Consider the following 8,330-nt stretch of genomic DNA (forward strand, 5'->3'; position numbering starts at 1 on the left):
GATCATTACGACGTCGACTTCCTGGTCAATGCCCGCCTTGACGGCCTCGTAGGCGACGGAGGCCGGGTCCGCGCCATCGACGTCGGACTTGACCGTGGGGACGCCGACGCGCTGGCCCCAGGTAGCGAGCTGTTCGGCCGCGGCGGCGCGGAAGGTGTCGGCGGCACCGAGCATAACGTCCTTGTCCTCGGCGACGAGCACGCGGGCCAGCTTGCCCACCGTGGTGGTCTTGCCGACGCCGTTGACGCCCACCACCATCATCACGGCCGGCTTGTCAGCGTGGCGTTCGACGTTCAGGCTGCGGTCCATGGTCGGGTCCACGAGCTTGACCAGTTCCTCCCGCAGGAGCTCCTTGACGTGCTCGGGTGAGCGCGTTCCGATCACCTTGACGCGTTCGCGGAGCGCGTCCACCAGCTGCATGGTCGGTTCGGTGCCCAGGTCCGCCAGCAGGAGGGTTTCCTCGACCTCGTCCCAGACGTTCTCATCGATCTTGTCTGCCGACAGCAGGGCGAGCAGTCCCTTGCCCAGGATGTTGTTGGACTTGACCAGCCGCTCACGCAGCCGGGTCAGGCGGCCCGCCACCGGCAGCGGGGTCTCGACCGGGACCGTTTCAAGGCCCGCGACGTCGTCAGGCACCTCGACGGTCCCGAGGCCGTCGACGTCATCCTGGACTGTTGTGCCGCTGGACGGCGCCGGGCGGTCCTCCAGCAGCGTGCCGCCGCCACCCTGCACGGGGTCGTTCGCGTCGCGCTGCGACGGGTAGTTGGTGGTGTTCTTCCGGGTCTTCATGAGCACCGGAATCAGCGCGCCGAGGACCACCAGGGCAACGAGGATGGGCAGGACAATAGGGAGGATGTCGTTCACTCCCCTAGCTTCTCACAATCCCCAAATGCCCCGCGGGCAGCGCTGCCGCACCAGTAACGCGGCCCCGCGGGAGGAGCTCAGACGTCGGCCCCGAGGCGCTGGCTGATGACGGTAGATACGCCGTCGCCGCGCATGGTGACGCCGTAGAGCGCGTCCGCTACCTCCATGGTGCGTTTTTGGTGTGTGATGACAATCAGCTGGCTGGACTCGCGCAGTTCCTCGAAGATGGTGATCAGCCGGCCGAGGTTGGTGTCGTCCAGGGCTGCTTCCACCTCGTCCATCACGTAGAACGGCGAGGGCCGGGCCTTGAAGATCGCCACCAGCAGCGCAACCGCCGTCAGGGAGCGTTCACCGCCGGAGAGCAGCGAAAGCCGCTTGATCTTCTTGCCCGCGGGACGGGCCTCCACTTCAATGCCGGTGGTCAGCATGTCCGTCGGGTCGGTCAGGACCAGCCGCCCTTCGCCGCCGGGGAAGAGCCGGGCGAAGACCCTGACGAATTGCGCCGCGGTGTCTTCGAACGCCTCGGCGAACACCTTCTGCACCCGGTCGTCGACTTCCTTGATGATGTCCAGCAGGTCCTTGCGGCTGGACTTGAGGTCCTCCAGTTGGGTGCTGAGGAACTGGTGCCGTTCTTCCAGGGCCGCGAATTCCTCGAGCGCGAGCGGGTTCACCCGGCCCAGGGCGGAGAGGTCGCGTTCTGCCTTGCGGAGCCGTTTCTCCTGCTCCTCGCGGACGAAGGGCTTGCCCTCGACGATCTCCTGCCCGTCGTCGTCCACGGCGGCCCGGAGCGCGGCCCACTTGTCACCGGTCTCCCCTGCCGGCACGGGGACCGGCTTGTCCGGGCCGAAGTCGGCCACGAGCTGGTCCGCGGTCAGGCCCAATTCCTCGACGCTGCGCAGTTCGAGGGCCTCGATGCGGAGGCGCTGCTGTGCGCGGGCCAGTTCGTCCCGGTGCACCGAGTCGGTCAGCTCGGCCAGTTCACGGGCCAGGGCGTCGTTGCCGGTACGGACCTCGGCGAGTTCGCGTTCCATCTGCTCGCGGCGCTCCTCGGCGCTGTCCCGTTCGCGGCGGGCCAGTTCCACGGATACGTCCACGAAGCCGGTCACCTGCCCGACGGCGGCGGCTACGGCGGCGGCGCGGGCGGCCTGGAGCCGGCGGCGGCGGGCGCGTTCGGCGGCCTCCTCGCGGGCGCGCCGTTCGGTGGCGGCCGCGCGTTCCAGCGACGTCGCGCGGTTCCGGGTTGCGGTCAGCTGTTCCTCGGCGCTGCGCAGGGTGAGCCGGGCCTCCATCTCGGCAGAGCGCGCTGCCGAGGCGGCCAGGGCCAGGGCGTCGCGGTGTTCCGACGACGGTTCGTCCTCCGTGGGTGCTTCCTGGGCGGCAGCCAGCCGCGCGGCAACGGCGGCCAGCGTCTCCTGCTCGCTGAGGATGTTCGCCTCGGCGCGCGCCAGGGACGCCGCGAGGCGGTCGCTTTCGCCGACGGCACTGCGCAACACCGAGTTCAGGTGGCCAAGCCGCTCGGCCACGGCGGCAAGCCGGGCGTCCGAGTCATGCAGCTTGTCCAGCGCGGTGTCGGCCCGCTCCTGCGCTGCGGCGCGTCGCGACTCGGCGGCGGACAGGGCGAAGCGGTTCCGTTCCAGCCCTGCCGTGACGTCGGCGAGCCGTGCCGAGGCCTCGTCGACGGCGGCCTGGACTTCCAGCAGCGACGGCGCCGTGGCCGAGCCGCCGGTGACGCTCAGGGACGTAAAGACATCTCCGGTCCGGGTCACCGCGGTCAGTTCCGGCCGGGCGGCGACCAGGCGGGCGGCCGCGTCGAGGTCCTCGACGACGACGGCGCCATTCAGCAGGAGCCCCAGCGGAAGACCGGCGGCACCCGGCTGCGCGTCACCGACCGGGGTGACGAGTGAGGCCGCCCAGCGGGCACCGGCGGGAAGATCGCCGTCGGGCTCCACGGCCGGCTGGAGGTCCGTGACGGCGAGCAGCAGCGAGGCGCGCCCCGCGTCGTCGTCCTTCAGCAGCTGCACGGCCGCTGAGGCCGCGGAGGGGTCGTCGACCACCACAGCGTCCGAGCAGCCGCCCAGCGCCGCCGCGACGGCGGCCTCGTAGCCCGGCTCCACCGTCAGCATGCCGGCGAGAGCGCCCAGCACCCCCGGCAGCCCGGCGGCCAGCACGTGTCCGGAGCCGTCTTTTCGGTTCAAGCCAAGTTGGAGGGCGTCCCGCCGGGCAACCAGCGCGTCGCGTTCCCGTTCGCCGTCGCGTTCGGCCGCTTTGAGGGCGTCGATGTCGGCGATGACGGCGTCGAGGGCCTCGCTGGCTGCTTCGTATTCGGCGTCAAGCGTTTCCTCGCCGTCCTCGACCCCGGCAACCTGCGATTCGAGGGCGGTGAATTCGCTCTGGGCAACCCTGCGCCGTTCCTCGCCGGCGCTTTGGGACTCCCGGAGCCGGCCGAGTTCCGCCTGCGCCGACTCCACCCTGGACCGCGCGGCTCCCACCTGCCCGGCCAGCCGGGCCAGGCCCTCGCGCCGGTCCGCTGCGGCCCGGAGCAGTGTGGCGAGGCGCTTGTCTTCCGCCGCGGAGGCGCTTTCAGCCTCCTGCTTGGCGGCAGTGGCGGCCTCCAGGGCGTGGCCCTTCTGCTCGATCTGTTGCTCCAGCACGGCCTGTTCCGCCCTGACCCTTGCGGCTTGCTTGTCGAGTTGCTCGGGATCGCGGCCCGTGTCCGGCGCCTCGTCGGAGGCCCCGAGGAGCCTGCGGCGTTCCTCTGCGAGAGATCCGAGGGATCGCAGCCGTTCGCGGCCGGAGGAGAGCTGGTACCAGTTGTCGCGGGCGGCATTGAGCTTAGGGGTAGCCTCGGCCGCGAGCTGTTCGAGGGCCGCCTGCCGCTGGCGTCCGCTGTCGAGTTCCTTTTCGACAACGCCGCGTCGGGCTTTGAGCGCAGTCTCGTCCGCGACGTCCTGGTCAAGGACCGCCTGAAGCTGGACGAGTTCGTCGGCGAGAAGCCGGGACCGGGCATCCCGGACCTCAAACTGGACGGTCTGGGCCCGGCGGGCCACCTCGGCCTGTTTGCCCAGCGGCGTGAGCTGACGGCGGATTTCCCCGGTGAGGTCGCTGAGCCGGGCGAGGTTGGCCTGCATGGCTTCGAGCTTGCGGACCGTCTTTTCCTTGCGGCGCCGGTGCTTGAGGATGCCGGCGGCTTCCTCGATGAAGCCGCGGCGGTCCTCGGGGGTGGCGTGCAGGACCTTGTCCAGCTGGCCCTGCCCGACAATCACGTGCATTTCCCGGCCCAGCCCGGAATCGGAGAGCAGCTCCTGGATGTCCAGCAGCCGGCAACCGACCCCGTTGATGGCGTATTCCGAGCCGCCGGTGCGGAAAAGGGTGCGGGAAATGGTGACTTCGCTGTAGTCGATCGGCAGGGCGCCGTCGCTGTTATCGATGGTCAGCGAGACGTGGGCCCTGCCCAGCGGGGGCCGCCCCGAGGTGCCGGCGAAGATGACGTCCTCCATCTTGCCGCCGCGCAGTGTCTTGGCGCCCTGTTCGCCCATCACCCAGGACAGTGCGTCCACCACGTTGGACTTGCCGGAGCCGTTGGGACCCACCACGGCGGTGACGCCGGGTTCGAATTCAAACGTCGTCGCGGAGGCGAACGACTTGAATCCGCGGACGGTCAGGCTTTTGAGGTGCAAAGTGTTCCGGGTCTCCTGGATGGCGGCATGGCGGGGTTTCCTACCCTAAATCTACTGTGGCTTGGCGGAATCCCGCGGATTTGGGCTCCCGGGGCCCCTTCCGGCATCCGCTGCTCCGTAACTGCCCATTTGAGGCCTCACACGGGACTTAAGGAGCAATCGACGGGGTGGGAGGAGTGCGGTGCCCTGGTTCGCGGACGTGCGCGCTACCAGCGGCCGTTCCGTGGTCGCGGCTGGCAGACGGGGCAGGTGTAGGAGGAACGGTTCATAAATTGTTCCCGCTTCATCACGCTGACGATTCCGTTCCCGGCGCAGCGCCGGCATTCCTGTCCTTCGCGCCCGTAGGCGTTGAGTGAGCGTTCAAAGTAGCCGGAGGCGCCATTGACGTTGACGTACAGGGAGTCGAAGCTGGTGCCCCCGGCGGCGAGGGCATCAGTCATGACCTGGCGGGCGGCGTCGAGCACCCGGTGCGCTTCGGAACGCCGGAGGGTGTCGGTGGGCCTCGCATAGTGGAGTTTTGCGAGCCAGAGGGCCTCGTCCGCGTAGATGTTGCCGATCCCGGAGATGAGCCCTTGGTCCAGCAGGGCCCGCTTGAGGCCGGTGCGGCGGGCCCGGAGGCGTCGGAAGAACTCGTCGAAAGAGAACCGCGGGTCCAGCGGGTCCCGGGCGATATGTGAGGCCTCTTCGGCGATCAACGGCAGCGGTGTCTCCGCGAGGCCGCCCGGGCCGCCGTCCGCGGTGGGGATGAGGGTGGTGAGGAACAGGCCGCCGAAGATCCGCTGGTCGACGAAGCGGAGTTGTTCGGGCATGCCCGTCGCCGGGCTCAGCCGCAGCCGGACCTTCAGGTGCTTCTCGTCCGCGACGGCCGCGTCCTGCATCAGGAGCTGCCCGGACATACCGAGGTGGGCCATCAGGGCCACCGACGGCGCGGGCTCAGTGCCTCCGGCAGCGTCAGGCTTGTCGGAGAGCGGGAGCCACAAGAATTTGCCGCGCCGGACCACGTCCAGCACCCGTGCCCCGTCGAGGTTGCCGGCGAAGTCCTCGGTGCCGAGGGCGTGCCGGCGAATCGAGCGGGGATCCAGCACCTCGACGGAAGTGATGGTCCGGCCGCGCACCCAGTTGACCAGGCCGCGCCGGACCACCTCCACCTCAGGCAGTTCAGGCACTGAAGGACCTAGCTGCCGGTCTGGGACTGCGCGGCGGGCTCGGGTGCCGAGAGACGGCGCCAGGCGTCGGCCGCGGCTTCCTGCTCGGCTTCCTTTTTGGAGTTACCCGAGCCGGTGCCGTAGTCGTTGCCGCCGATCCGCAGGATGGCTTCGAACGACCGCGCGTGGTCCGGGCCGGAGCCCTCCACCGCGTAGTTGATCGTGCCGAGCTGACGGCTGGCCGCGAGCTCCTGGATGCTGGTCTTCCAGTCGGTGCCGGCACCGAGGGCAGCGGCGTCCTTGAGCAGCGGCCCAACAAGCCGCATGACCAGCTGGCGTGCAGTCTCCAGTCCGTTGGACAGGTAGGTCGCGCCGATGAGCGCTTCCATGGTGTCCGCGAGGATGGAGGCCTTGTTCTTGCCTTCGGTCAGCTTCTCGCCCTGGCCCAGGTAGATGTACTCCCCCAGGCCGATGCTGCGGCCGACGCCGGCAAGCGCCTTGGTGCTGACGACGGCGGACCGGCGCTTGGCCAGTTCCCCCTCCGGCAGATCAGGGTTGTCGCGGTACAGGGCGTCGGTGACGGAAAAGCCTAGGATGGAGTCACCCAGGAACTCAAGCCGTTCGTTGGTGGGGATGCCGCCGTTTTCGTAGGCGTAGGAACGGTGTGTCAGAGCAAGACGAAGCGTCCCGGCGTCAATAGTGACACCGAGACGCTTCAGAAGCTCTTCAGTTGAAGACATCTTAGTCAGCCTGTTGGCGGATTAGACGTCTGCGACCTTGCGGCCCTTGTACTCAAGGAACAGCGCGGTGCCAGCCGAGTCGGTAACGACCTTTGCCTGGTGCGGCAGGCTGTAAACAACCTGTCCGTTTTCCACGGTCTTCACCAGGTGGGGGGCGGTTGCCTTCCACTGGGAGCGGCGGGCGCGGGTATTCGAGCGAGACATTTTCCGCTTGGGAACAGCCACGGCTAACTCATTTCTCTCTAGTCCAACACTTACAAATCAGTTTTGCCGGTCAGGCTTAGCCAGATCAGCTAGGGCAGCCCAGCGAGGATCTACGACCTCGTGGTGGTGCCCCGGCTCGTCTTCCAGGCGTACTCCGCATTCGGAGCAAAGGCCCTGGCAGTCTTCCCGGCACACCGGCTGGAACGGCAGCATGGTAACAACTGCGTCCCGCAACACCGGCTCAAGATCGATCAGATCGTGCTCGACTCGACGTTGCTCTTGTTCGTCTTCCTCATCCGGGAATTCAGCATCCCCGTAGAAGAAAAGTTCTTGCACATTGACCTCAAGGTCATACGCAAGGGGATCCAGGCATCGACCGCATTCGCCGGTTACTTCGACGTTCGCGGTACCTGATACCAGAATTCCTTCGTGTACGGCCTCCAGGCGCAGATCCAGCTCGACATCCGAGCCTTCCTGCACACCAATGAGCGCCACACCAAGGTCACTTGGTGCGGGTACATGTTCCGTCAGTGTCCGCATGCTTCCCGGACTGCGTCCGAGGTCCTTGACGTCGAACGCCAGGGGCGAACTAGCATCTCGTTTAATGAGAACTCCTGTTGAACATATGACCGACGTACCATCTTAGCCTGAACTTCCGGACGGACTCAAACCGGGCGGCAGGGCGCGTTTCGGCGCCACGATCCGGCCCGGCGGGGGCCGCGTTCCCGGCAGCAGGCCGCCGAGTACCGATCAAGCTTACCCTCTGCGGGACGGATCCTGGCCCGGCTCGCCGGTCCGGAGGCGTTTCAGTACTGACTTCGGCACGAACTCCGAGACATCACCGCCAAGGGTGAAGACTTCCTTGATCAGCGTGGAGGACAGGTGCAGGTAGTGGCCCTCGGCCGGGATGAACACGGTCTCAACGCCGGTGAGCTGCCGGTTCATGGTGGCCATCGGCAGTTCGTAGTCGAAGTCCGAGGACGAGCGAAGGCCCTTGACGATCGCCGATGCCCCGCGCTGCCGGCAGTACTCCGCAAGGAGGCCCTCCCCCACGGGTTCGACCACGATTCCACGCAGGGACGCCAGGGTCTCCCGCGCCATGTCGAGGCGCTCTTCGAGGCCGAACCGGTACTTCTTGGCGTAGTTCGTGGACACGGCCACAATGACCTCGTCAAAGAGGCTGGCCGCCCGGGCGATGACTTCCAGGTGGCCGTTGTGAATAGGGTCAAAGGAGCCAGGGCATACAGCGCGTCTCATGCTCCGAACCTACCGCATGGGACTTGCGGGCCGGGATAGCATGGCGGAATGTCAGCTTCCGGGAATTCTCCTTCCGCGCCCTTCACTGTCTCGGGAGGCGTGGTCCTCGTGACCGGTGCCGCCATGGGCATGGGCCGCCTGTACGCCCTGCGCGCCACCCGGGAGGGGGCCGCCGTCGTGGTTCTCTGGGACGTCGACGCCGACGGCTTGGCCAGCACGGCCGGCGAGGTCACCGCGCTGGGGGCGCGCGCCGTCGTCCGTCGTGTGGACCTGGCCAGCCGGGAGTCCATTATGGAGGCCGCCGCCGAGGCAGCGTCCGAGGGCCCGCTGACGCTGCTGGTCAACAACGCCGGGATTGTGCGGGGCGCCCTCTTCTGGGAGCACGACCCAGAGCGTGACATCGCCCTGACCATGGACATCAACGCGCTCGCCCCGATGTACGT

8 protein-coding genes are annotated in these 8,330 nt (G+C 67.9%); 1 reads left to right on the forward strand and 7 read right to left on the reverse strand.

All coding sequences use genetic code 11. The annotated features are described in order from the left end of the window. From AC1DHD_RS11440 to coaD, 7 genes are all read right to left on the reverse strand, one after another. Nucleotides 1-864, reverse strand: an 864-nt coding sequence (locus tag AC1DHD_RS11440) for a signal recognition particle receptor subunit alpha (protein ID WP_476879831.1), incomplete at its 3' end; no start/stop codon positions are given. A 77-nt stretch (nucleotides 865-941) separates the two neighbouring features. Next, nucleotides 942-4,541 carry a chromosome segregation protein SMC gene (smc, locus tag AC1DHD_RS11445; RefSeq protein WP_476879832.1) on the reverse strand — a complete coding sequence of 1,200 codons (3,600 nt, stop codon included), beginning with the start codon at nucleotides 4,539-4,541 and terminating at the stop codon, nucleotides 942-944. 206 nt (nucleotides 4,542-4,747) lie between these two features. Next, nucleotides 4,748-5,707 carry a bifunctional DNA-formamidopyrimidine glycosylase/DNA-(apurinic or apyrimidinic site) lyase gene (gene mutM / locus AC1DHD_RS11450; RefSeq protein WP_476879833.1) on the reverse strand — a complete coding sequence of 320 codons (960 nt, stop codon included), beginning with the start codon at nucleotides 5,705-5,707 and terminating at the stop codon, nucleotides 4,748-4,750. A gap of 8 nt (nucleotides 5,708-5,715) precedes the next feature. Continuing rightward, on the reverse strand, nucleotides 5,716-6,426 hold the full coding sequence (gene rnc, locus AC1DHD_RS11455; protein WP_476879834.1) for a ribonuclease III: 711 nt from the start codon (nucleotides 6,424-6,426) through the stop codon (nucleotides 5,716-5,718). A gap of 21 nt (nucleotides 6,427-6,447) precedes the next feature. Continuing rightward, the gene (gene rpmF, locus AC1DHD_RS11460) at nucleotides 6,448-6,651 is read right to left on the reverse strand and encodes a 50S ribosomal protein L32 (protein ID WP_056738282.1); all 204 of its coding nucleotides are present in this window, start codon (nucleotides 6,649-6,651) and stop codon (nucleotides 6,448-6,450) included. Nucleotides 6,652-6,687: 36 nt separating this feature from the next. After that, nucleotides 6,688-7,212, reverse strand: coding sequence for a YceD family protein (locus tag AC1DHD_RS11465; RefSeq protein ID WP_146337283.1), 525 nt, complete (start codon nucleotides 7,210-7,212; stop codon nucleotides 6,688-6,690). Nucleotides 7,213-7,386: 174 nt separating this feature from the next. Then, a complete protein-coding gene (gene coaD / locus AC1DHD_RS11470) occupies nucleotides 7,387-7,887 on the reverse strand; it encodes a pantetheine-phosphate adenylyltransferase (RefSeq protein WP_476879835.1) in 501 nt (166 codons plus the stop codon). Between the two features lie 48 nt (nucleotides 7,888-7,935). Between coaD and AC1DHD_RS11475 the strand changes: the two genes are divergently transcribed. Beyond that, the coding region (locus AC1DHD_RS11475; RefSeq protein WP_476879836.1) for an SDR family NAD(P)-dependent oxidoreductase at nucleotides 7,936-8,330 on the forward strand (395 nt) is incomplete at its 3' end.

Source organism: Arthrobacter sp. 05L45_2, assembly GCF_056397525.1.

Excerpts from the sequence above, each read along its gene's own strand:
- coaD (WP_476879835.1), bottom strand. The coding sequence starts at position 7,887 with ATGAGACGCGCTGTATGCCCTGGCTCCTTTGACCCTATTCACAACGGC.
- rnc (WP_476879834.1), bottom strand. The coding sequence starts at position 6,426 with ATGTCTTCAACTGAAGAGCTTCTGAAGCGTCTCGGTGTCACTATTGAC.